Source organism: Vibrio sp. 1249-1 (assembly GCF_033340495.1).
In genome coordinates this window covers 1-632 of record NZ_JAWOWJ010000712.1, presented here as the reverse complement: position 1 = coordinate 632, position 632 = coordinate 1, and the positions used below count along the sequence as shown (strand labels likewise).

Below are 632 nucleotides of genomic sequence, written 5' to 3'. Positions count from 1 at the left end.
AATCTCGTGGCTCATGGTCGCGAGAAACTCACTTTTCTTGCGATTGGCGACTTCCGCCTTATCTCGCTCTGCTTCTAACTCGGCTTGATGCTCTCGCACTTTTTGCACGCTTCGATTGTATTTTTGCGCCAACAAGCTGACTTCATCAAAACACCAACGTTTGGGCAGCGTGACCGTACTCGGCGCATTACCGCCGCTAAAATCACTCACCGCACCGGAAAGCAACTGCAAAGGATTCACCAATAAACGGAAGGCAACCCACAACACCCCAACCATCAACAACAAAATTTTTATCGCTTCTGTCGTGAGTAGAAAAAAGAACTGTTGCCATAAATCTTGATAGACGGCGCTAAGGTCAGACTGCACAGTCAGCTCTGCGAGCTCAAACGTTTTTTCACCCACACTAAACTGCATCGGCCAACGCCTCTCAACCACATCTTGCGTGATTTCTGTTCCGAGCTCGATGATAACTTCGTCTTTGGTAGCAATGCGTAGGTAATCCACCGAAGGCAAACGCATCGCCCCCAGCGCTTGGGTGAGTAACAGCTCACGGTCTTCAACCCACAAACTGGCTGAAAAGCTGGAAAGGTAGCTCGACTCCACTTGTTTTAAGTCGGTGTCGAGATGGGACA

General features: G+C 49.4%; 1 pseudogene. It reads right to left on the bottom strand.

Annotated features, from left to right (window positions below):
* Window positions 1–632: pseudogene (locus R7Z50_RS28495) on the bottom strand (hybrid sensor histidine kinase/response regulator); the annotation flags it as partial.